13 protein-coding genes (1 of these 13 cut by a window edge) are annotated in these 22,535 nt (G+C 68.5%); 3 read left to right on the plus strand and 10 right to left on the minus strand.

Going from position 1 to position 22,535, the window contains the following annotated elements; translation table 11 throughout:
• The 7 genes from ACFTWF_RS10020 to ACFTWF_RS10050 form a co-directional block, all read right to left on the minus strand.
• A protein-coding gene (locus tag ACFTWF_RS10020) for a non-ribosomal peptide synthase/polyketide synthase (protein WP_378461047.1) crosses the window boundary here: on the minus strand, positions 1 to 9,117 show its beginning. Its footprint begins 24,600 nt before the window's first position; only the first 9,117 of its 33,717 coding nucleotides appear in the window; its start codon is at positions 9,115 to 9,117; the stop codon falls past the left edge of the window.
• Positions 9,118 to 10,433: 1,316 nt separating this feature from the next.
• Positions 10,434 to 12,374, minus strand: a complete 1,941-nt coding sequence (locus ACFTWF_RS10025; protein WP_378461048.1) for an acetoacetate--CoA ligase — start codon at positions 12,372 to 12,374, stop codon at positions 10,434 to 10,436.
• A 65-nt stretch (positions 12,375 to 12,439) separates the two neighbouring features.
• Positions 12,440 to 13,264, minus strand: coding sequence for an HpcH/HpaI aldolase/citrate lyase family protein (locus tag ACFTWF_RS10030; RefSeq protein WP_378461049.1), 825 nt, complete (start codon positions 13,262 to 13,264; stop codon positions 12,440 to 12,442).
• Positions 13,261 to 13,857 (minus strand): MaoC family dehydratase, encoded by a 597-nt coding sequence (locus ACFTWF_RS10035; RefSeq protein ID WP_378461173.1) that lies wholly within the window; start codon positions 13,855 to 13,857, stop codon positions 13,261 to 13,263. Before ACFTWF_RS10035 ends, ACFTWF_RS10030 begins: the two co-directional genes overlap by 4 nt.
• Positions 13,743 to 14,903 (minus strand): acyl-CoA dehydrogenase family protein, encoded by a 1,161-nt coding sequence (locus ACFTWF_RS10040; protein ID WP_005253824.1) that lies wholly within the window; start codon positions 14,901 to 14,903, stop codon positions 13,743 to 13,745. The genes ACFTWF_RS10035 and ACFTWF_RS10040 overlap by 115 nt, the downstream gene beginning before the upstream one ends.
• Complete coding sequence (locus ACFTWF_RS10045; protein WP_378461050.1) at positions 14,900 to 16,909, minus strand: acetyl/propionyl/methylcrotonyl-CoA carboxylase subunit alpha; 2,010 nt, start codon at positions 16,907 to 16,909, stop codon at positions 14,900 to 14,902. Before ACFTWF_RS10045 ends, ACFTWF_RS10040 begins: the two co-directional genes overlap by 4 nt.
• A gap of 14 nt (positions 16,910 to 16,923) precedes the next feature.
• Positions 16,924 to 18,513 (minus strand): carboxyl transferase domain-containing protein, encoded by a 1,590-nt coding sequence (locus tag ACFTWF_RS10050; RefSeq protein ID WP_378461051.1) that lies wholly within the window; start codon positions 18,511 to 18,513, stop codon positions 16,924 to 16,926.
• 114 nt (positions 18,514 to 18,627) lie between these two features.
• On the opposite strand from ACFTWF_RS10050, the gene ACFTWF_RS10055 reads away from it, so the two are divergent.
• On the plus strand, positions 18,628 to 19,227 hold the full coding sequence (locus ACFTWF_RS10055; RefSeq protein WP_378461052.1) for a TetR/AcrR family transcriptional regulator: 600 nt from the start codon (positions 18,628 to 18,630) through the stop codon (positions 19,225 to 19,227).
• A 46-nt stretch (positions 19,228 to 19,273) separates the two neighbouring features.
• On the opposite strand, the gene ACFTWF_RS10060 is transcribed toward ACFTWF_RS10055, so the two are convergent.
• The 3 genes from ACFTWF_RS10060 to ACFTWF_RS10070 form a co-directional block, all read right to left on the minus strand.
• Positions 19,274 to 19,543, minus strand: coding sequence for a GlsB/YeaQ/YmgE family stress response membrane protein (locus ACFTWF_RS10060; RefSeq protein ID WP_185728843.1), 270 nt, complete (start codon positions 19,541 to 19,543; stop codon positions 19,274 to 19,276).
• 148 nt (positions 19,544 to 19,691) lie between these two features.
• Positions 19,692 to 20,318 (minus strand): response regulator, encoded by a 627-nt coding sequence (locus ACFTWF_RS10065; protein WP_378461053.1) that lies wholly within the window; start codon positions 20,316 to 20,318, stop codon positions 19,692 to 19,694.
• The gene (locus tag ACFTWF_RS10070; protein ID WP_378461054.1) at positions 20,315 to 21,517 is read right to left on the minus strand and encodes a sensor histidine kinase; all 1,203 of its coding nucleotides are present in this window, start codon (positions 21,515 to 21,517) and stop codon (positions 20,315 to 20,317) included. Before ACFTWF_RS10070 ends, ACFTWF_RS10065 begins: the two co-directional genes overlap by 4 nt.
• A gap of 163 nt (positions 21,518 to 21,680) precedes the next feature.
• Between ACFTWF_RS10070 and ACFTWF_RS10075 the strand changes: the two genes are divergently transcribed.
• Both ACFTWF_RS10075 and ACFTWF_RS10080 read left to right on the plus strand, forming a co-directional pair.
• Positions 21,681 to 22,268, plus strand: a complete 588-nt coding sequence (locus ACFTWF_RS10075; protein ID WP_378461055.1) for a heme-binding protein — start codon at positions 21,681 to 21,683, stop codon at positions 22,266 to 22,268.
• A 75-nt stretch (positions 22,269 to 22,343) separates the two neighbouring features.
• Positions 22,344 to 22,526 carry a hypothetical protein gene (locus ACFTWF_RS10080; RefSeq protein WP_378461056.1) on the plus strand — a complete coding sequence of 61 codons (183 nt, stop codon included), beginning with the start codon at positions 22,344 to 22,346 and terminating at the stop codon, positions 22,524 to 22,526.
• Positions 22,527 to 22,535: the final 9 nt, after the last annotated feature.

Here is a 22,535-nt window from a genome sequence, read left to right on the forward strand (position 1 = left end):
ACCAGGATCGGTGACGACGGCCTCGAGGATCCTGACGAACCGTTCCGCGATCCGTTCGGCGGTGCTCCGCTCGAACAGATCGGTGGCGAACGTGAACCGCCCGCCCAGACCCGCAGGCCGACCCGACTCGTCGGCCTTCTCGGTGATCGTCAACGTGAGGTCGTACTTGGCGCCCTGCGCCATGTCCTCGATCACGCGTACGGTCAGCCCCGGCAGTTCGAGCGCGTCCATCGGGTTGTTCTGGAACGACAGCATCACCTGGAACAGCGGCGAGTAGGCAGCCGAGCGCCGGATCCGCAGGGCTTCCACGATCTTCTCGAACGGGACGTCGGAGTTGCCGAACGCCGCGAGGTCGCCTTCGCGGACCCGCTCGACGAGGGCGGCGAACGAATCGCCCGGGCGCACCTGGGTGCGCAGGACGAGGGTGTTGACGAACATGCCGACGAGGTCGTCGAGTGCCTGATCGCTGCGTGCCGCGAGCGGGGTGCCGACGGTGATGTCGTCGCTGCTGCTCAGCCGCGACAGCAACGTGGTCAGTGCCGCGTGCGTCACCATGAAGAGCGAGGCGCCGTGTTCCTTCCCGACCGCCTCGAGTCCTTGCCGCAGTTCGGGGGTGATCGCGAAGTCGATCGAACCACCCTGCATCGATTGCCGGGCGGGGCGGATGTGGTCGAGCGGGAGGTCGATCAGCTCGGGCGCCCCCGCGAGGGTGTCGGCCCAGTAGGCGATCTGCCTGCCTGCCAGCGACCGGGTGTCGGCGGGGTCACCGAGAACCTCACGCTGCCACAACGCGAAGTCGGGGTACTGCACCGGCAACGGCTGCCACAGCGGAGCGGCGCCCGCCGTGCGCGCACTGTAGGCGACCATGACGTCCCGAGCGAGCGGCGCCATCGAGGCTCCGTCCGCGCAGATGTGGTGCACGACGAGGACGAGCAGGAACTCACTCTCGCTCGTGGCGAACAGCCGGATGCGCAACGGGGGTGCGGCCGTGACGTCGAATCCTTCGGTGGCGAATTCGGTCAGGGCCGTGTGGAGTTCGGCGTCGGGCACCGGGATCGGCGTCAGGTCGAACGGAACCTGTCCGGCGTCGACGACCTGCTGGTACGGGCCGTCGGCGGAGTCGGGAAACACCGTCCGCAGCGACTCGTGCCGCGCCAGGACATCCGACACTGCCGACGACATCGCCTCGATGTCGAGCGCACCGGACAGTCGGACGGCCAGCGGGATGTTGTATGCCGAGGACGCGGTGTCGAACCGGTTCATCAGCCACATGCTCTGCTGAGCCATCGACAGCGGAACCCGGTCGGGGCGCGGTCCGGCGGCGAGGACCGGCCGGCCCGAGGCCGTGCCGGCCTGCTGCGCCACCGTCACGGCGAGCCGTTCCACGGTCGGCGCCTCGAACAACTCGCGCACACCCAGACGGGTGCCCGCGGCGGCGTTGAGCCGGGCAACGGCCTTCGTGGCCAGAAGCGAGTTGCCACCGAGATCGAAGAACGACTCGGCGACACTGACCTTCGCAAGCCCGAGGACGTCGGCGAGCACACCCGCGACCAGTTCCTCGGTGGGCGTGCGCGGTTCGACCATCTCCCCCTGCAGGGCGTCGAAGTCGGGCTCGGGCAGTGCCTTCCGGTCGAGCTTGCCCGCGGTGGTGAGCGGGATCTCGTCGAGGACGACGATCGCGCTCGGCACCATGTGCGCCGGGAGCGTGTCACCGACGAAGTGCGTCACCTCGGCGACGTCGACGACGCTGCCGGACGCCGGCAGCACGTACGAGACGAGTGCCGTCGCGCCGGACGGCAGCGCGGTGCCGAGCGTGGCCGCGAATTCGAGGTCCGGATGGCGGACGAGTGCGGCGTCGATCTCGCCGAGTTCGATGCGGAAACCGCGCACCTTCACCTGGAAGTCGCTGCGGCCCACATATTCCACGCCGTATCCCGCGCGGTGCGCGTGATCGGCGACGAACCGGACGATGTCACCCGTGCGGTACATCCGGCTTCCGTTCTCGCCGAACGGATTCGCGACGAACCGCTCAGCGGTGAGGCCGTGACGGTCGTGGTAGCCCCGCGCGAGACCGGGGCCTGCGATGTACAGCTCCCCCGCCACGCCGACGGGGACCGGGCGCAGAAGCTCGTCGAGAACGTAGACGGTGACACCGCAGACGGGTCCGCCGATCTCGATCCGCCTACCCGCGACGAGCTGGTTGCTGACGTTGCTCATCACGGTGGCCTCGGTGGGACCGTAGCCGTTGTACATCCGACGGCCCGGCGCCCAGCGTTCCACCAGTTCCGGCGGGCATGCCTCGCCGCCGACGACGACGACCTCGAGCCGGTCGAGTCCGGCCGGCTCCACCGACGCGAGCGCGGCGGGCGTGACGAACGCGTGCGTGACCTCGTGGTCGGTGAGGAACTTCCGCAGTTCCTCACCGCCGTACAGGTCGGCGGGGGCGACGACCATCGTCGCGCCGCAGCCGAAGGCGAGCAGCAGTTCGAGAACGGACGCGTCGAAGCTCGGGGACGCGAAGTGCAGGGTCCGCGCGGAGGGGCTCACGTCGTAGTGGGTGCGCTGTTCGGCGGAGAAGTTGGCCAGACCGGTGTGGGTGACCGCCACACCCTTGGGCAGACCGGTGGTGCCGGAGGTGTAGATCATGTACGCCGGGTGCGCGAGCTGCACCGACGCGGTCCGTTCGGAGTCCGTGACCGGCGCCGGCGATTTCGGGGCGCACAGCGCATCGCACTCGGCCGAGTCCAGGGCAAGCCATTCGATGCCCGACGGCAGAGTGTCCTGCTGGGCAGCCACGGTCAGACCGAGGATCGCGCCGGAGTCGGAGACCATGTGCGCGATGCGCTCGGCCGGGTAGCGGGGGTCCACGGGCACGAACGTGCCACCGGCCTTGGCCACCGCCCACGTTCCGATCACCGAGTGCAGCGAGCGCGTCATCCCCAGCGCGACAGACGTTTCCGGCCCGACACCGCGGTCGATGAGCACCCGGGCGAGCCGGCTCGATCGCGCGTCGAGTTCCGCGTAGGTCATCGATTCGCCATCGGCGACGAGGGCGGTGCGCTCACGGTTCTCCGCTGCGGTCGCCGCGAGGATCTCCGGCAGCGACAGCGGTGCGACGGCGTCGGTGCCGTGCGCTGCGAGCAGGGACGCCCGTTCGTCGGGCGCGAGGATGTCGATGTCGGCGACGGGGACGTCGACGTCCCCGGACAGCGCACCGAGCACCCGGACGACCCGCGCCATGATCTCCTCGACCTCGGCGGCATCGAAGAGCTCGGGGAGGAACTTGGCGGTCAGGTGCAGCCGCGGGTCGGTCATCGCGACGATCGCCAGCGGGTAGTGGGTCGCGTCGTTGGACGTCACGTCGAGAACGCGGAGGCCCTCGATGTCGCTGTTCTTCGTGAGGGCTTCGCGGTCGAGCGGGTAGGACTCGTAGACCATCAGGGTGTCGAACAGCGGACCCAGACCGAGGCCCTGCTGGATGTCGGTGAGCCCGACGTGATGGTGGTCGAGCAACTCGGTCTGCTCGTGCTGGATACGGTCCAGCAGTGTGCGGACGACATCGCCTGCCCGGACGCGGACGCGGACGGGCAGCGTGTTGATGAAGAGCCCGAGCATCGACTCGATGCCGGGAACCTGCGGCGGACGTCCAGAGACGGTGGTGCCGAACACCACGTCGTCCCGGCCGGTCAGCCTGCCCAGCACGATTCCCCACGCGGCCTGGACGAGGGTGTTCATGGTGACGCCGAGTTCGCGCGAGCGCACGGTCATGTCGGCGAGCAGTTCGTCCGGCAGATCGATCACGAGCTCACCAGGGGTGAGCGCCGGGTCCGTCTCCGTGTGCGCCGGCGCGAGGAGAGTCGGCTCCTCGAGGCCGCCCAGGGCCTTCGCCCACGCGTCCACCGACACCTGAGGGTCCTGCGCGGACAGCCACTCGAGGTAGCTGCGGTACGGACGCGGCTGCGGCAGTGCCAACGCGTCGCCGTTGACCGCGTACAGGGTCAGGAGGTCCTGGATGAGGATCGGCAGCGACCAGCCGTCGAGGAGGATGTGGTGGTTGGTGACGGCGAACCGGTAGCGGTCCTCGCCCGTCTCGACCAGGAGGAACCGCACCAGCGGCGGTGCGGTCATGTCGAACCGGTCCGTCCGGTTCGCGAGCATCAGCGCATCGAGCTGCGACTTCCGGTCGTGTTCGGACGCCGACGAGAGGTCGACCTGCGTCCACGGCACGTCCACCCGGTCGACGACCACCTGCATGCCGGTGCCGTCATCGGCCGACACGAAAGCGGTGCGCAGGTTGGGGTGCCGGGCCACGAGCGACTCGGCGGCGCGGCGAAGCCGGCCGGTGTCGACGGATCCGCCCAGGTCCATGACCAGTTGCGTGGTGTACACGTCGGTGGCGGTGCCTGCCAGCGACGCGTGGAACAGCAGGCCCACCTGCAGCGGGGCCAGCGACCAGACGTCGGCGAGGGCGGGGTAGTCGCTCTCGAGGGTGTCGATCCGGCTCTGGCTCAGCGACACGAGGTCGAGGTCCGACGGGGTTCGTCCTCCCGCCCCGGGGCGCTTCGTGTACTCGACCAGCCCCTCCAGCGCACGCGTCCACAGCGCCGTGAGTTCGGTCACCTCGGGCTCGGTGAGGACACCGCGTGGGAAGTCGACGGTGGCCGAAAGTCGCTGCTCGCCTTCGACGTCCACGATCATCGCGTTGATGTCGAGGGCGAAGTGGACCGGCATCTCGCTGTTGCGGCTGCCGGTGAGCTCCATCGTGTCGGTGTCCGGTACCCAGCCCGCGGCGCGGAACGCGTCGGGGATCTCTCCCACCGACACGCGACCGAGGTAGTTGAAGCTGATCTGGGGGCTCGGCAGGGCCGCGAGAATCGCGCGCGTCTCGGCGTTGAGGAATCGCAGCATCCCGTAGCCGATGCCGTGCTCGGGCACCTGCGCGAGCTGCTCCTTCACCGACTTCACGGCACGTCCCGCGGCGGCGCCGCCGGCGAGCGCATCCTGCACGTCGACGCCGGACGCGGACAGGCGCACCGGGAACATGCTGGTGAACCAGCCCACCGTCCGGGAGAGGTCGGCGCCGGGCAGCACCGTCTCCTCCCGGCCGTGGCCTTCGAGGTGCACGAGAGTCGAGGACTCACCGACTCCCCGTTCCGTCCGCCAGGCCGCGACGGCCAGAGCGAGGGCGGTGAGGAGACCGTCGTTGACACCGCCGTGGAACGCGCGCGGCACACCGGTCAGCAGACCGTCTGTGACGTCCGTCGGCACCTCGAGCCGGACGCGGCCGGTGGTCGAGACCGTGTCGCGGCCGTCGAGGACGCGCGAACCGATCAACGGGTCCGCACCGTCGAGCGTGGTGCGCCAATAGTCGAGTTCGGCCAGGCGCCGGGCGGTCTTGGCGCTGTCGGCGAGGCCGTGCGCCCAGCGGCGAACCGACGTGCCGACCGCCGGGAGCAGCGGGTCGGCGCCGGCGGCGATCTGCGCCCAGGCGGATGCGAAGTCGGGGACCAGCACTCGCCAGGACACACCGTCGACCGCGAGGTGGTGGATCACGACGAGCAGTCGTCCCGACTGCGGGGTGCGCTCGACCTCGTCGGCGTCCTCGTCCTCGCCGCGGCCCGGAGCGAGGTCTCCGGAATCCTCGGCGGGTGCGAACCAGACGAAGCGCACGACGCTGCCGGTCGCCGGGTCCAAGGTGTCGACGGTGCGCTCGAGCGCGTGCGCGGCCAGGGCCTCGAACGTGTCGGTGCCCGGCCCCTCCGTGAACTCGACCCGGTCGACGAGCCGGTCGACGTCGACGGATCCGATCGGTGCGACCTCGAGCGACCAGCCCGCCGGAGAGTCGTTGCGGCGCAACGACGAACGCAGAGCGTCGTGGCGGTCGACGACGGCCGACAGGGTCCGCACCAGCCGATCGCGCTCGACCTTCGGCGGCAGGGTCAGGAGAATCGACTGGGAGAAGCGGTGGAAGTCGCCACCCAGTTCCGTCATCCAGTGCACCACCGGAGTCAGCGGCATCGTGCCGATGCCTGCGCCCGGCAGCTCCTCGAGGACGTGCACAGTCGCGGAGTCGGACGCGGACTTCGCGACCTCGGCGAGCGATGCCACGGTCTTGCGCTCGAAGACGTCTCGGGCCGTGAACAGAACTCCGGCTTCCTTCGCGCGGGACACCAGCTGGATCGAGACGATGCTGTCGCCACCGAGCGCGAAGAACGAGTCGCCGACGCTGACCCGCGGCACACCCAGGACCTCAGCGAACAGTCCGGCGATCGACTCCTCCATGGTGCTGCGCGGAGCCACGTATTCACTGGCCTCGGCCGCGAACGTGGGTTCGGGCAGCGCCTTCCGGTCGAGCTTGCCGCTCGCGCCGACCGGCATCTCCGCGATCACCATGACGGCGTCGGGGACCATGTACGAAGGCACCGCCCTGGCGACGTGAGCCGTCAGATCCTCGACCTCGAGCGCCGAGCCGGGTTCGGGAACGACGTACCCGACCAGCCGCTGCCCGAGCGAGCTGTCGTGCACCACCGCAACCGACTGCGCCACATGGGGATACGAGGACATCGCGGCCTCGATCTCGCCCAGCTCGATCCGCAGGCCGCGCACCTTGACCTGAAAGTCGGTGCGGCCCAGGTACTCGATGCTGCCGTCGACGCGCCACTTGACGAGGTCTCCGGTGCGGTACAGGCGTGTGCCGACGACACCGAAGGGGTTGGCCACGAAGCGATCCGCCGTGAGGTCCGGCCTGCCTTCGTAGCCGCGGGCCACCTGCGAGCCTGCGAGATAGAGCTCTCCCGCGGAACCGATGGGAGCGGGACGGAGATGACCGTCGAGCACGTACGCCTCGGTGTTCCACACCGGCGTTCCGATGGGAATCGTGTGGAGGGAGTCGCGATCCACCTCACCTGCGGTGGCGTGCACGGTGAATTCGGTGGGGCCGTACAGGTTGTGCAGCGCGGCGTCCGACTTCGCGCGGAACGCGCTCGCCACGGCAGGCGGAAACGCCTCTCCCGCAACGAGAACGACGCGGAGACTGTCCAATTGTTCGCGGTCCGCCTCGGTGACGAACACCGACAGCATCGACGGGACGAACGACGTCGCCGTCACCTTCTCGCGCGCGATCACGTCGGCGAGGTAGGCGGGATCGCGATGCCCCTCGGGAGCGGCCACGACGAGACGCGATCCGGAGGCGAGCGCGGCGAACAGTTCCCACACCGACACGTCGAACGTCGTCGGCGTCTTCTGCAGCACCACGTCGCTCGAATCGAGTCCGTATCGTGCCGCGATCCACGTGACCTGGTTCAGCACCGACGCGTGGCTCACCGCCACGCCCTTCGGACGGCCCGTGGACCCGGAGGTGTAGATGACGTATGCCGTGTTGGCCGGCCTCAGATCGGCCGTACGTTCGTGGTCACCGATCGGCCCGGCCGGTACGCCCGTCGGATCCAGGGTGTCGATCTCCACGACGTCGTGAGCGGCGGGGAACGTGAGACCGTCCCGCGAGACAGTGAGGATGCACAGGGGGCGGGCACTGTCGAGCACGTACGCCGTGCGCTCGGCCGGGTGGTCGGGGTCGAGGGGAACATACGCGCCGCCTGCTTTGACGACGGCGTACATCGCGACCATGGAGTCCAGCGACCGGCGGATCGCGAGCGCGACCTTCGTCTCCGGTCCCACTCCCCGCCCGATCAGCGTCCGGGCGAGCCGGTTGACCCTCGCGTCGAACTCGGCGTACGTGAGCTCCTCACCCTCGAAGACGAGAGCCGTCGCATCGGGGGTGCGTGCGACCTGGGCGTCGAAGAGGTCCGCGACCGTCCCGGGCGGCGGAGATACGACTTCGCCGTTCCACCCGGTCACGACCTGTTCGCGTTCCTCGTCGCTCATCGCAGCCAGATCCGACACCGACGCGTCGTCGCCTGCCGCGAGAAAGCGCTCGAAGAATCCGAAGAACCGGCTGTGGTGACGGTCCAGCTCGTCCGCGGAGTACAGGTTCGGGTTGGCCTCGAAGTCGATGTGGATCTTGCTGCCGGCGACACCTTGGTAGATGTTCAGCGACAGATCCTCGACGGGACCGGTGGTGAGCACGTTCTGGTGGCCGGTGACCGTGCCCAGTTTGATCTCGCTGTGGAACATCATGATGTTGATCGAGGGACCGAAGAATCCGCGCTGCCCCTGGGGCGCCCCGGCGTCGCGGCGGATGTCCTCGTGGCGGTAGCGCTGGCGGCGCAGGGCACCGGTCAGCTCGATCTGCACGCTCTTGACCAGTTCGGGGACGGTCATCTCCGGGGTGATCTGGAGTCGCAGCGGCACGATGTTGGACACCATTCCGCCGGAGCGGCGCAGCGTGGCCGTGGTGCGGGCCGAGACCGGGAGGCTGAGGACGACGTCGGTCCGGTCCGTCATGTGGGCCAGGTATGCCGCGAAGGCGGCCACCACGACGGGAGCGGAACTGGCGTTGCTGCCGTCCAGCGCCTCGTCGAGAAGGACGGCGGTGGACTCGGGGAGGGCTTCGGAGGAGAGCCTCGCGAACTTGCCCACCATGGCCGAGCGTCCGGCCAGGCTCGGAGCCTCCGGCAGGTGTGCCGTGCGTTCGGCCCAGTACTCGCGATCCTTCGCGAACCGCTCGGAATTGCGGTAGCGCTGCTCGTCCTCGACGATCCGTACCAGGTCCTCGGCGCGGCAGGCCGGTGGCTCGGCGCCCTCGACCAGTGCCGTGTAGATCTCGGCGATGCGTGCGATCAGCGCCATCGCGCCGAAGCCGTCGAGCGCGATGTGATGGATGCGGCAGAACCAGAAGTAGTGGTTTTCTCCGACGTGCAGCAGGTAGACCACGACGAGACGGTCTTCGAGGAGGTCGACGGGGGCGCTGTAATTGGCGCGCATCCACTTCTCGGCCGTATCGACGGAGTCGTCATCTTCTCGGAAATCGACATACGTGATGGCGTCGTCGAGTGCCTTGTCCACGTACTGGTGGGGCACACCCTCGAGCTCGACGAGGCGCAGGAAGCCGGAGCCGAATTCCCGGCCTGTCCGTTTGCTGGCCTCGGTCAGGAGGTCGAGGTCGATATCGCCGCGAAGCTCGATGTACTGGGCGATGGTGAGGGGAACGTCGCCCATTGCGTGCTGCGCGAACCAGATGCCTCGCTGTGCAGCTGACAGCGGAAACGCCCCTTCCGGAGCACCGTTACTACCCGCTGCATGTCCCGACCCCAAGGGTTACTCCGTTCTCGAACGCGTGGCGACTGCCGCCTGTGTCTTTGTTGATTCGTAGCTCTCGGTCCCACGGACTGCATCGTGGGCCGGTCTTCCGATGAACGCCATCACATGAACGGGCCTTGCCGCCGGTTCGAAGCTGCTCGCGGAACGGGAACACGCCGGACGTGGACGTCCTGCGCTGATCGAAGAGTTCCACCACACTCGGAGTCGATGTCAGACGATCGTCCGAAACCCGATTGCCTGCGACGCTGAACACTCCAAGGCCCTTACTTCCCGAACTACATGCGGTGAGCGGGTTCATCCGTGGCTCCGTTCTCTCATCGATCCAACAAGCGGCCACCCAATCGGTGCTCGTCATCCCCCGCATCGAGAGCCGAGTCTACGGCGCTGGTCGAGGAGCGAAGCATCGTCGCGTTCACTGCCCCGGCCTCCTCTCGTTCGGTGGTGACGACTTCGGTTCGTACGGCTCCTCGGCGACGCCGGGAATTACATCGGTGTCACATCCGGTGCCGTTACCGGACCGGGTGTGACGTGCCCAACCCTCGATACTTCCAGAACCAGGCCCGAATTCGATCTTCGACGCGCTCATATTCAACAGGCAGAACCACATTCCGGGCGTTGCGTACAACCGCAAGCTGGATACCGTACCGAGAGTCGGAATTTGGCAAGGCGTACAACTGTCGTATCCAGTTTCACGCGCCGCCTCCTGATTGTTCTCCGTGTACGGTGCAGCCGATCTGGTGACCGACCGCGGCATTGAACAATCACCACCCCCGTGACCGCAGTTTTTGCCAACCACCGTGTCTACCAAAGGCCCGCGCAGGTCTCAAAACGGCACAGATCCCGCGCGGCCCGCCGGGAATAATCGGCCCCTGCATTCGCAACGGACGACGGCCCGCGAACTGGACGGACGCCCGGCGGAGAACACCAGGTCAATCGGCCGTAGATCGCGGGCTGACCTGCCCGGAGAGGGCCGGGCCACCGGCATTCCCCCTGGATCGGCCCGACCGGTCGGCACCGCCGTCCCAGCATCTGGGACAGCTCACGCGGCCCGGCACTCCGGTGTGCCCGATTCGTCACGATCGCGAACATCCGCCCACCTGCACCGGGCGGGAGATTTCTCACATTCTCCGCACCCCCGAGGCGACCGAGTCGGGGAAATATGAAGGTAAGGATAACCTAATTAGTGCGTAACAGGATCGGGGCCGCTCCGCAGGCTACCGTTCGCGGCTCGCGAACCAGTCGATCAGGCCGGGGTCGTCCACGGCACTGCGGTCCACCGTGCGTCCGGCATCCGCGCCCTGAAAAATCCGCTTGAGCGGAACCTCCAGTTTCTTGCCGGTCCGGGTATGGGGGATGCCGGGTGCCTCAATGATGTCGTCGGGCACGTGACGGGGGGAGGCCTGCTCGCGAATCGCGCCGCGGATGCGCTGCTTCAACGCATCGTCGAGCTCCACCCCGTCCGCCAGCACCACGAACAGCGGCATCCAGTATCCACCGTCCGGCAGATCGACGCCGACGACGAGCGCCTCCGCGATCTCCGGCAGGTTCTCCACCACCTGATAGATGTCAGCGCTTCCCATCCGAATTCCGTTGCGGTTCAACGTGGAATCCGACCGGCCGTGCATCAGGAATGTCCCGCGATCGGTGATCGTGATCCAGTCGCCGTGCCGCCACACACCGGGGAAGACCTCGAAATAGGCTTCCCGGTAACGTTTTCCCTCAGGATCGTTCCAGAACGACACCGGCATCGACGGCATCGGTGCGGTCACGACCAGCTCGCCCACCTCGCCGCGCACCGGCTGCCCCGACTCGTCGAACGCGTCGACGGCGACACCCAGGCACGGGACCGACAACTCCCCCGGCCAGACCGGAACGGTGCGTGCTCCCCCGACGAACGCCGACACCACGTCCGTCCCGCCGGTGATCGACACGACGGGTACGGCGCGACCGACGTTCTCGGACAACCACAACGACGAAGCCGCCGGCAGCGTGGACCCCGTGACCCCCACGGCGCGGAGCGCGCTCAGGTCGTGCTCTCGTACAGGGACCACTCCCGCCTTGTCGCACGCGAGAACATAGCCGGGACTGGTGCCGGCCACCGTCACACCCAGACGGGAGACCAAGGCCCACAGTGTATCCGGCGTCGGATAGGACGGGCTACCGTCGTAGCAGACGATCGTCGCTCCCACCAGCAGACCCGCCGTCTGGAAGTTCCACATCATCCAACTGGGACTGGTGTACCAGAAGAGGACGTCCTCACGGTCGATGTCGAGCTGGAGCGCGAGCGACTTCACGTGCTCGAGGAGGACACCACCGTGTCCGTGCACGATGCCCTTGGGCAGGCCCGTCGTGCCCGAGGAGAACACCACCCACAGCGGGTGGTCGAACGGAACGGCGACCGGCTCTAGGTCGTCGTCCCGCCCGACGGCGTCTGCCCAGGCGACCGCGCCGTCGACGGTCGCGGCCGGGTCGAGGTGGGGCACGACCACCGTGAGGACCAGCGACGGCATTCCGCCGCGAAGCTGGGCGGCCGCCCCGAGCCGATCGTGTGCCTTGCCCGCGAAGCGGTAGCCGTCCGCGGTGATCAGCGCCTTCGGTTCCAGCTGGCCCAGTCGGTCGAGCGCGGCCGGCGCCGAATAGTCCTGTCCGCAGGCCGCCCACACGGCGCCGAGGGACGCCGTCGCGAGGAACGCGACGACGGCCTCCGGAATGTTGGGGAGGTACCCGACCACGCGGTCGCCGACCCCGACACCGTGGTCGCGCAGTGTGGCCGCGAGCGATGCCACGCGGGACCGCAATTCGTCCCATCCGACAGCGGCGTCGGGCACACCCTCGCCGGCGTACCGGATCGCCGTGCCGGGACGCGCGTTCCGGAAGACGTGGTCGACGTAATTGACGGTCGCCCCGGGGAACCAGACGGCACCCGGCATCGCGGCGTCGGCGAGGGCCGGTCCGGGGTCCGTGGCGGAGCGGAACTCGAAGTAGTCCCACACGTCCTGCCAGAAATCCGCCGGTTCGGCCACCGACCAGCGCCACAGCGACCGATAGTCGTCGACCGTGACGCTGTGGCGCCGCGCGACGTACGCGGCGAAATCGGTGATCACCGCGTCGCGCACGTCGGCTTCGGTGGGCACCCACTGCGGATCGGCTGTCATGGGCACCATCTTCCCCGAGAGCGCGGCCGTTCTCCGCTCTTTCGCGCCCGCGCCGGGGACCCCGGCTATTTCCCCTTCGACTCGACCTGTGCGCGGCGCAGGATCGCCTCGGCGTGACGCAGCACCGGCGCGTCCACCATCTTTCCCTCGAATGCGAAGACCCCGCGCTCGTCGGCGACCGCGGCGAGAACCCGCGTCGCCCAGTCGACGTCCTCGGCGGACGGCGCATACGCCTCCCGGATCACCGCGACCTGCGTCGGGTGGATGCCGACCTTGATGTCGAATCCGACGGCAACGGCGTCGAGCGCCTCGGCCCGCAGCCCGTCCAGGTCCTTGATGTCGAGGTACACCGAGTCCAGCGCGAGCCGGTGATACCCCTTGGCCGCCAGCAGCGTCGACGAGCGCACCTGGGTGGCGACGTCGCGGTAGCTCCCGTCGTCGCGGCGGCTCGAGTTGCCGCCCATCGCGGCCACGAGGTCCTCGGCTCCCCACATCACGCCGATGGTGCTGGCCGCCAACGCGATCTCGCTCACCGCGAGCGCACCGAGCGGCGACTCGACGAGGGCGATCACCTCGCGCGGCGCCAGCGACAGCACCTGGTCTGCGGACTCGCACTTGGCGAGCATGAGCCGGGTGTAGCGGGTGCCGTCGAGTGCCAGCAGGTCGCGCTCGTGGTCTTCGGTGCCGACCGGATTGACCCGCACCACGGTGCGATCGGGGTCCAGCGGGGTGTCGATCAGGGCGATCCGGGCGGCTTCCTTGTCCGCCGGCGCGACCCCGTCCTCGAGGTCGAGGATCACGACGTCGGCTGCCGCAGCCGCTTTCGCGTACCGCTCGGGCCGGTCGGCGGGGCAGAACAGCCAGGCGGGCCCGGGCAGTTCCCAGCTCATGACGGCCTCTTCTGGACGAGGGTCTTGCGCACCGCGATCGCGACCACGTCGCCGTTCTGGTTGCGCCCGGTGTGTTCGAGCGTGACGATGCCCTCGCCGGGACGGCTCTTCGATTCCCGCTTGTCGGCGATCCTCGTCTCCGCGTACAGCGTGTCGCCGTGGAAGAGCGGCTTCGGGAAGCTGATCTCCGAGAATCCCAGGTTCGCGACGATGGTCCCCTGCGTGAGCTGCGCCACCGACAGTCCGACCAGCGTCGACAGGGTGAACATCGAGTTGACGAGACGCTCACCGAACTGGGTGCCTTCGCTGTACGCGGCGTCGAGGTGCAGGGCCTGCGTGTTCATCGTCTGGGTGGTGAACAGCACGTTGTCGGCCTCGGTGACGGTCCGCCCGGGGCGGTGCTCGTACACCGCGCCGAGTTCGAACTCCTCGAACCACAGGCCGCGCTGGACGATCCGTGTCGCGTTGTCGGATTCGGTCACAGTCCGGCCTCCCGCGCGATGAGCATCAACTGCACCTCGGTCGTGCCCTCGCCGATCTCCAGGATCTTGCTGTCGCGGTAGTGCCGCGCCACGGTGTACTCGTTCATGAATCCGTAGCCGCCGTGGATTTGGGTGGCGTCCCGGGCGTTGTCCATCGCGGCCTCGGAGGCGACGAGTTTGGCGATGGCGGCCTGCTTCTTGAACGGTTTGCCCGACAGCATCCGGGCGGCGGCGTCATAGTACGCCGTGCGCGCGGTGTGGGCTCGCGCCTCCATGCGGGCGATCTTGAACGCGATGGCCTGGTTGTGTCCGATGGGGCGTCCGAACGCCTCACGTTCCTTCGCGTACTTGACCGACTCGTCGACGCATCCCTGCGCCGCGCCGACGCTGAGCGCGGCGATGGCGATGCGGCCCTCGTCGAGGATACGCAGGAAGTTCGCGTACCCGCGACCCCGCTCGCCGAGCAGGTTCTCCTCGGGAACACGCACGTCCGAGAAGGTCAGCGGATGCGTGTCGGACGCGTTCCAGCCGACCTTGTTGTACGCCGGCTCCGCGGTGAAGCCCGGTGTCGAGGTCGGCACCAGGATGGTGGAGATCTCCTTCTTGCCGTCCTTCGTGCCGGTCACCGCGGTGACCGTGACGAGCTTGGTGATGTCGGTCCCGGAGTTGGTGATGAACTGCTTGTTACCGTTGATGATCCATTCACCGCTGTCGAACTTGGCGGTGGTCTTCGTCCCGCCGGCGTCGCTTCCGGCGCCCGGCTCGGTGAGCCCGAACGCGGCCAGGCTCTTGCCGCTCGTCAGCTGCGGCAGCCACTCCTGCTTCTGCTCCTCGTTGCCGAACCGGTAGATCGGCATCGCGCCCAGCGACACGCCGGCCTCCAGGGTGATGGCGACACTCTGATCGACCTTACCGAGCTCTTCGAGTGCCAGGCAGAGCGCGAAGTAGTCGCCGCCCATTCCGCCGTACTCCTCCGGGAACGGCAGGCCGAACAGGCCCATGTCGGCCATCCCCGACACCACCTCGTACGGGAACGTGTGGTTGGCGTCGTGTTCCGCCGCGACCGGTGCCACCACGTTCTTGGCGAAGTCGGCGACGGTCTTCGCCAACTGCTGGTATTCGTCGGGAAGCTGTCCGGTGGCAAGGAATTCGGTCATGACGCGTCTTCTTTCGTGTCAGTGGTGTCGGTGTGCGGAGTGACCCGGGCGAGCAGTTGGTCGACCATCACCTGGTCACCGGGTGCGACGAGGATGTCGACGACGCCGTCGACGGGCGCGGTGAGCGAGTGCTCCATCTTCATCGCCTCGACGACGACGAGAGTCTGCCCGGCGGTGACGTGTGCGCCCGCGTCGGCGCCCACGGCGATGACGGATCCGGGCATGGGGCTGGTGATCTCGGCCTCGCCGGCGTGGACGTCGCCGGTGCGGACACTGAGTTCACGGACCTCGCGCAGCATGGTGGTGCCGTCGGACCCGGCGAGCCAGATGTGGCCGTCGGTCTGGGCCACCCGGTACGTTTCGCGCCGGCCGTCGATCACCACGGACAGTGTGGTTCCGTCGAGTGACGCCGTCAGCGACAGGGTGTCGCCGTCCTCGACCTGGGCCGTGGCGTCGGTCGGGCTGCCCGTGATCCGGACGTGGTCGGTGCGGGTGGCCGACGACAACCGGATGCTGGTGGGCGCGGGAACCCCGACCCGCCAGCCGCTCGGGACGTCCCACGGGTCGGACTGCGCGCGGTCGGGCCAGCGCTGCACCCAGCGGAACGCGGCCGCGGCGATGAGGGCGGCATCGGTGGCCTCCGCGGCGGCGAAGTCCTCGAGCCGCCGGTCGAGCAGACCGGTGTCGAGGTTGCCCGCCACCACGTCGGGGTCGGCAAGCAGGAAGCGCGCGAACTCGATGTTGGTGATCACTCCCAGCACCCCGGTCCCGGCCAGTGCCCGGTCCAGTTTCCGTAGAGCGCCTGCGCGGTCGTCGGCGTGAGCGATGACCTTCGCCAGCATCGGGTCGTAGTCGCTGCCGACCACCGTGCCGGGCCGTAGCCCGGAATCGACGCGGACTCCCGGGCCGCCCGGTTCGACCACATCGGCCACGAGACCGCCGGTGGGGAGGAATCCGCGACTCGGATCCTCCGCGTAGACACGGGCCTCGATGGCGTGACCGGTGAGGGTGATGTCGTCCTGGGTGAAGCCGAGCGGTTCGCCGGTCGCGACCCGCACCTGCCACTCGACGAGGTCGAGTCCGGTGACGAGTTCGGTGACGGGGTGCTCGACCTGCAACCGGGTGTTCATCTCCATGAAGAAGAACTCGTCGGGCTTGTCGGCGGAGACGATGAATTCGACCGTTCCCGCTCCGGAGTAGTCGACGGAGCGCGCTGTGTTGCACGCGGCCTCGCCGATCCGGGCGCGGGTCGCCGCGTCCAGCAGCGGCGACGGCGCCTCCTCGATGACCTTCTGGTGGCGGCGCTGCAGGCTGCACTCACGCTCACCGAGGTGCACGACGTTCCCGTGGCCGTCCGCGAGGATCTGCACCTCGATGTGCCGTGGCCGCAACACGAATCGCTCCAGGAACAGGGTGTCGTCGCCGAACGCCGACGCCGCCTCGCGCCGCGCGCTGCGCAGCGCCTCGGCGAGTGCGCCCGGCTCCTCCACCAGACGCATGCCCTTGCCGCCGCCGCCTGCCGACGGCTTGACGAGAACCGGGTAGCCGATGTCGCCTGCAGCCGCGATCAGTTCGTCGTCGGACAGGCCGGGGCGGGCGATGCCGGGGACGACGGGCACGTCGAACTTCGCCACCGCGTTCTTGGCGGTGATCTTGTCGCCCATCACCTCGATGGCGTGCGAGGACGGGCCGAGGAACGCGATGCCTGCGTCCGCGCAGGCACCGGCGAACTTGGAGTTCTCCGACAGGAACCCGTAACCGGGGTGGATCGCCTGCGCGCCGGTTGCCTGCGCCGCCGCGATCACCTTCTCGATGACGAGGTAGCTCTCCCGCGCCGCGGCCGGTCCGAGCAGGACCGCGGTGTCGGCCTCGCGGACGTGCCGCGCGTCCCGATCGGCTTCGCTGAAGACGGCGACGGAACGGATGCCCATGGCGCGCAGCGTGCGGATCACGCGCACCGCGATCTCGCCACGGTTGGCCACCAGGACGGTATCAATCCGAGTCATTTCAGTCATTCCACTCACATCCGGAAAACGCCGTAGGAGACCGGTTCGACCGGTGCGTTCGCACACACCGAGAGCGCCAGTCCGAGAACAGTTCTGGTATCGGCGGGGTCGATGATGCCGTCGTCCCACAGCCGGGCCGTCGAGTAGTACGGGTTACCCTGCGCCTCGTACTGCTCGCGGATCGGCGTCTTGAACGCCTCCTCGTCCTCCGCCGACCACGGGTTGCCCGCGCTGTCGAGTTGCTCGCTGCGGACGGTCGACAGCACCGACGCCGCCTGCTCCCCGCCCATGACGGAGATCCGGGCGTTCGGCCACATCCACAGGAACCGCGGCGAGTACGCCCGCCCGCACATCGAGTAGTTGCCCGCCCCGTAGGAGCCGCCGATCACGACCGTCAGCTTCGGGACCCGGGCGCAGGCGACGGCGGTGACCATCTTGGCGCCGTGCTTGGCGATGCCGCCCGCCTCGTAGTCGCGGCCGACCATGAATCCGGCGATGTTCTGCAGGAACAGCAGCGGAATCCTGCGCTTGTCGCACAGCTCGATGAAGTGTGCGCCCTTCATCGCGGACTCGGCAAACAGCACACCGTTGTTCGCGATGATCCCGACCGGGTGGCCCTCGATGTGCGCGAAACCGGTGACCAGGGTCTTGCCGTATTCGGCCTTGAACTCCTGGAAGGTGCCACCGTCGACGATGCGTCCGATGACCTCGTGGACGTCGTACGGGGTGCGCGGGTCGGTGGGGACCACATCGTAGAGGTCGGTCTGCGGCGCCGACGCGGGGACGGTGGAGATGACGTCCCACGGACGCTCGGCACGCGGGCCGAGGGTGGCAACGATGTTCCGCACGATCCGCAGCGCGTCCTGATCGTCCTCCGCGAGGTGATCGGTGACACCGGAGACCTTCGAGTGCAGGTCGCCGCCGCCGAGTTCCTCCGCGGTCACGACCTCGCCGGTGGCCGCCTTCACCAGCGGCGGGCCACCCAGGAAGATGGTGCCCTGGTTGCGGACGATGACGGCCTCGTCGCTCATGGCGGGCACGTACGCGCCGCCGGCGGTGCAGGAGCCGAGGACCGCCGCGATCTGCGGGATACCTGCCGCGCTCATGGTGGCCTGGTTGTAGAAGATGCGGCCGAAGTGCTCGCGGTCGGGGAACACCTCGTCCTGCCTCGGCAGGAACGCGCCGCCGGAGTCGACGAGGTAGATGCACGGCAGCTGGTTCTGCAGCGCGATCTCCTGCGCCCGCAGGTGCTTCTTCACCGTCATCGGATAGTAGGTGCCGCCCTTGACGGTCGCGTCGTTGGCGACGATCACACATTCGCGCCCGGACACCCGGCCGATGCCGGCGATGACGCCCGCACCAGGGCATTCGTCGTCGTAGAGGCCGTTCGCCGCGAGCGGCGAAATCTCGAGGAAGGGACTGCCGGGATCGAGCAGTGTGTCGACCCGGTCGCGGGGCAGGAGCTTGCCTCGGCTGACGTGCCGCTCGCGCGACTTCTCACTGCCGCCGAGAGCCGCGACCGCCAGCCTCGACTTCAGCTCGTCCACCAATTTCGTGTGCTCTGCCCGGTAGCCCTCCCGTGCAGTCGTTCCGCCCAGTGCCATCCTGCCGCCTTCTCATATTGACGCCCGTGCCGAGTGAGTTAATACTCGATAACTGAAACTAAGATAACTGTGATTAACTGAGTTGTCCAGACCACACCGGAAAAGAGCAACGCGATGACCACAGACGTCGACGGGGCGCCCATCACGCGCAGGGAGCAGATGAAGGCGGACCGACGCCGCCAACTGCTCGACGCCGCAGCCCGCCTGATCGCCGAACGAGGATTCGTCGGCGTCCGCCTCGAGGATCTCGGTTCCGCGGTGGGAATCAGCGGCCCCGCTGTGTACCGGCACTTCCCCAACAAGGACGCCGTCCTCGTGGAACTGCTCGTCGGAATCAGCACGCGACTGTTCGAGGGCGGGTCGCTGGTGGTCGCCGAAGCCACCTCTCCGGCGCACGCCCTCGAGGGTCTCGTCGACTTCCACCTGGACTTCGCGCTCGGCGAACCCGACCTCATTCGCATCCAGGATCGAGACCTGGAGAGCCTGCCTGCCGACGCCCGCCGGGAGGTCCGGCAGACGCAGCGGCGCTACGTGGAGATCTGGGTGAAGGTGCTTCTGCAGGTGGACACTTCACTGGACGAGACGGATGCCCGCACCAAGGCACACGCTACGTTCGGGCTGATCAACTCGACCCCGCACAGCGCCGATCCGACGACACCCGCGCGCACCCGGAAAGTGCTGCGCGACATGACGCTTCTGTGCCTGCGCCCGTGAGTACTTGTTAACCGCGGGCGGTTGACAAGTACTCACGGACGAAGCATCACACTCGCTTCTTGCTCGTCATCGCGGTGTACCCGAGCGTCAGCACGGCCGCGGCGGCGATGCTGATGATCCACCGGATCCAGTCGATCCCGCCGGTGTTGCCCTTGCCGAGGAGTCCCTCCCACACCCAGTACCCGATCAGCGCACCGATGATGCCGAGGACGACGGTGATGACCCACCCCATCGCCTGCTTGCCCGGAATCACGAGACGCGCCAGGACGCCGATGACCGCACCGAAGATGATGGTGCCGATGATGTTGCCGACCATGGCCCTTGTCCTCTCAACACGCAATTCATGGTGCGAGCGGAAGGTCACCGCTCCTTTCGAACATAACCACCTGGACACCCGCTCGACAGGGCTTCGGCAAATCGTTGCCAAAAGGTTCATGCGGACGTACCGCTGAGAACCCCTGCGGTCAGCGGATGCCCTGCCTCCGCAGGGCCACGGACACGGCGGCGGCCCGGGTGTCGACACCGAGTTTCGCGTAGATGTGCGCGAGGTGCGTCTTGACCGTCGCCTCGCTGATGAACAGGGCCCGGCCGAGTTCCTTGTTGGTCATCCCCTTGGCCAGCAGGGTCAGCAACTCGGCTTCCCGTGGGGTCAGGGCCTCCTCGGGGCGCTGCATCTGCTGCAGGAGTCGCGACGCGACGGGCGGCGACAACACACTCTGCCCAGCCGACGCGCTGCGGACCGCGGCGAAGATCTCCTGAGGTGTCGAGTCCTTCAGGAGATATCCGATGGCGCCGGCGTCGACGGCGCGCACCACGTCGGCGTCGGTGTCGTACGTCGTGAACACCAGCACCGGCAGATCCGGATCTACCTGCCGGATGCGCCGGATGGCCTCCACCCCGTCGATGCCGGACCCGAGGGCCAGATCCATCGTCACGAGCCGCGGCCGGGACGCCGTCACCGCGTCGACCGCCTCCTCGCCGGTGCCTGCCTCGGCGATCACCTCGATGTCCGGCTGCGAATCGAGAAGGGCGCGCAGCCCGGCCCGGACGACGGCATGGTCGTCGACCAGCAACACGGTGACGGTCGTCATTCCACGGTTCCCCGCGCGCACGGTATCTGGGCGGCCACCACGGTGCCGTCGCCCGGGGCACTCTCGACGGTGAACGTTCCGCCCAGTTGCTCGACGCGCCTGCGCATCGCACGGAGACCGTATCCACCGCGGGCCGTCGGCAGCCTCGCCGGGGCAGGGTCGAATCCGGTGCCGTCGTCGAAGATGTCCAGCGCCACCGCATCCGGCAGATACGTCAGTGTCACACCGACCGTCTCGGCGTGGGCGTGCCGGGCGATGTTGGAGACCGCGCTCTGGGTGATCCTCAGTAGCGCGTGCGCCACCTCCGCCGGAATCGCGATCGGAGTGCCGACGACCCGGAGTTCCGCCCGCGGATGATGAGTCCGGGCCGCGGCGAGCAGCGCCACGTCGATCGGCTGGGTTTCGAGGTTGGGCGCGGCGAGATGGTGTACGAGACTGCGCGTTTCGGCCAGGTTCTCCCGCAACGTTCCGGTCGCCACCCGAACGTCCTCGCGTGCCCGCGACTCGGTCCGCGGATCTGCCTGCGCCCAGATCTGCTCGGCCGCCTCGAGCCGGAGCAGGCTGCTCGTCAGCCCCTGTGTCACGGTGTCGTGGATCTCGCGGGCGAGCCGTTCGCGTTCGGCGAGCGCGCCTGCCGCCCGCTCGGTCTCGGCGAGCCGCGATCGGGTGTCCGCGACCTGGCGGAGCAGACGCACCCGTTCCCGGCTGTCCCGCTCGATCTGGCTGTACGCCATGACGATCAGCGCTCCCGTGCACAGCGGTCCCACCAGCACCGCCCACTCGGTGCGCCCGGAGAAGGTGAAGAATGCCAGTGACGTGAGGACGGCGAGCACGCCGACGACCGGGTACGCGATCCGGCTCGGGTAGGCACGCGTGCACAGGAAGAACATGGGAAAGGCACACCAGGCGAAACTGGGAGCCAACCAGACGAGTACCGCCCACGTCGTGAGGACTGGCACGACCCAGGGTTCCCACGCCCCGTCTCGTCGCGCCACGACGGCGGTGAGTGTGTACAACGCGGCGAGTGCGGCGATCAACGCGGTCACGACGACGAATCGCCCACTCACACCGTGGTACGTCAGATACCGCGCCGTCGACGTCGCGAGGAGGACGTAGAAGGAGATGTGGATTGCGGTGGCGAGCGGGCCGCGCAGGCCCGCGCCGGCCGACCTGTCCACTCCGTCCGCGGGTGTCGTCACGCCGATGAATCCTACGGACCTCCGCCGGGTCGCGGATCCACCGTTCGGATGATCTGCCGGCGCCGCACGGATGAGCCCGGGAGCGCCGTCGGCCCGATGTGGTCGCCGGTACCGCCGGGGCAGGCTGGTCACGTCAGCCCGTCACTGCCCGAAAGGCCTTCCGATGCGCACCTCCCACCGCCTGCCTCGCATTCTGGCGATCACCATCCCGCTGGCCGCGATCGTCGTCACCTCGGCGTGCGGCACATCCTCGACCGACGAGGCTGCGGCGACGTCCACTCCGGTCGCGGCCGCCGCCGCACCCGCCCCGATCGACGACACCGCGAACGGTGTCGTGACCCAGAACCGGCTCGGCATCGCCGCCGCGCAGACAGCCGCGCAGGCGGCCCTCGCGAGGTGCCAGGCCGACGGACTCGGCGCCGTCTCCGTCTCGGTGGTCGATCGCGCCGGAAACGTGCAGGCCCTGCTGCGCGGGGACAATGCCGCCCAGCACACCGTCGAGGCAGCCCGGCAGAAGGCGTACACCGCGGCCGCGTTCGGAGCGAACACCAGCGACCTGAGCGATCGAGCCAAGGGCGACGGCGCGACGGTCGCCGATCTGCCCGGCACGTTGTTCCTCGCAGGCGGGGTGAGCGTGAAGTCCGCGGCCGCGTCGATCGCGGGCATCGGCGTCGGCGGTGCTCCCGACGGGATGAAGGATCAGGCTTGCGCAGCCGCCGGTCTCGACGCGATCGCCGGCGCCCTGGGTTGAAGAGCCGCCCCCGCGTCGACGCCCGAACTCGAGCACGCACTGTTCGACGCCGTCGCCCGTGACGACGCGTCGGCGGTGCGCGCGCTGCTCGACGCCGGAGCCGACGTGAACGCGAAGAACGCCCGCGAGGACTCGGCGTTCCTGTACGCAGGTGCGGAGGGGCTGAACGAGATCCTCGCGCTCACCCTGGACCACGGCGCCGACGTCACCGACACCAACCGGTTCGGCGGAACCGCGCTGATCCCGGCGGCGCGCTGATCCCGGCGG

The organism is Rhodococcus sp. NPDC056960 (genome assembly GCF_042674125.1).
Classification (GTDB): Bacteria; Actinomycetota; Actinomycetes; order Mycobacteriales; family Mycobacteriaceae; genus Rhodococcus_F.